1 protein-coding gene is annotated in these 1,429 nt (G+C 57.9%); it reads left to right on the top strand.

What is annotated here, in order from left to right; translation table 11 throughout:
• The first annotated feature begins 336 nt into the window (after window positions 1-336).
• Window positions 337-1,083: a dienelactone hydrolase family protein gene (locus QMK17_RS26215; RefSeq protein ID WP_283512209.1), complete on the top strand. Its 747-nt coding sequence runs from the start codon at window positions 337-339 to the stop codon at window positions 1,081-1,083.
• Window positions 1,084-1,429: the final 346 nt, after the last annotated feature.

Below are 1,429 nucleotides of genomic sequence, written 5' to 3'. Positions count from 1 at the left end.
CGGATTCTGCGGCGACATCCCGCCGATCGAATGCGAACAGCTCCACTACACTCGACAATCGGATCAGCTCGCGAGCTGACCGAACTCACACGAAACCAAGTCTCCGGACTCACCGGTGCGGTTCACATACAGTTCATCCAACCACTCGCCAGTGTGTGCATCATCGTTGTTGGGTGGTGGTGGCAGACATAGGAAATCCTGTTACTGGATACGTACCGGGTATGGGAGTCATGCTCGATGTACGGCCATCCGGCCGAGGTGCAGCGCCGAGCGCTGAACGGTGACCTTCGGCTAGCGGAGGCACCGGCCATTACCCGCATACGTCGAGGAGCTTTTATGTGCCACAGTTACGACAGTCGACCACCGTTCGCCCCTAGCATCGGCAAGGTCAAGGAACACGGATCGATGCTTCTGAAGTCGCAGGACGGCACTACAGTCCTCGCCTACGAGGCGCTGCCCGAGACCCCCAACGGAAGTGCACTGGTAATTCTCCCGGATGTGCGCGGAGTCCACGCCTACTACCAAGACCTCGCGCAGCGTCTTGCCGAGGCAGGCTATGCCGCAGTAGTCATCGACTATTACGGCCGCACAACCGATGACACCAACCGCGACGAAAGTTTCGACTTCAAAGAGCATTTGGCGGTACTCGAATCGGCAAATGTTGCACGGGACGCGGACGCGGCCGCGGCGTACTTGAAAGATGCGCACCCGGAAGCTGCAGTAACCGTCTTCTCTGTCGGGTTTTGCTTCGGTGGAAGTCAGTCGTGGCGTTTGGCGGCAACTAGTACTGCATTCGCCGGAAACATCGGGTTCTACGGGCAGCCGAAGTTGGTCGCTGATGTTCTCCCCGAGTTGCACGCACCGCTGCTGCTGCTACTGGCGGGCAATGATGTGGTGACTGGTCAGGAGGAATTCAACACGTTCGCTACGGAGCTGTCAGCTAGCGGAAAACCGTACGAGTTGAAGGTCTACGACGGAGCACCCCATTCCTTTTTCGACCGCTCCTACGATGAGCACCGCGGCGCGTGTGCAGATGCGTGGACGCGGTTACTGTCCTTCACCGACACGTACGCCACGGCGTAGCCAAGGTTTATGACGCAGCGCTTCCGGGGGCCGCGGTTCACCGCCGTCTTCCTGGAAGTGCTGCGGCTTGAACGATTACCATGCTCCTAAAAGCGCTCGAGACCAAATTATCGGCATATTACCGACAAAACAGACTTTACCGCTTGTTTTGTGATCTAAAAGATGCTTCTCGCAGTGGACCAGCCACCGTGCAGCGTTTACCGTGAAAACTCTGTGGTGTTGGCAGGTCCCCGATAGTCGGACCACAGCGTTCTAGAGCCGCTTCGGTTTGATCTTCAGTCGATCTCGCAGCCGTCCACCGGTTGGTGGTTGTGGGTGCATTGGGCAGCATACTCAGCCGGGGTGA

Origin of the sequence: Rhodococcus sp. G-MC3, assembly GCF_030063335.1 — a bacterium.
GTDB lineage: Bacteria > Actinomycetota > Actinomycetes > Mycobacteriales > Mycobacteriaceae > Rhodococcoides.
Note: the sequence above shows the minus strand (reverse complement) of the source record. Positions and strands in the feature narration are given on the sequence as shown.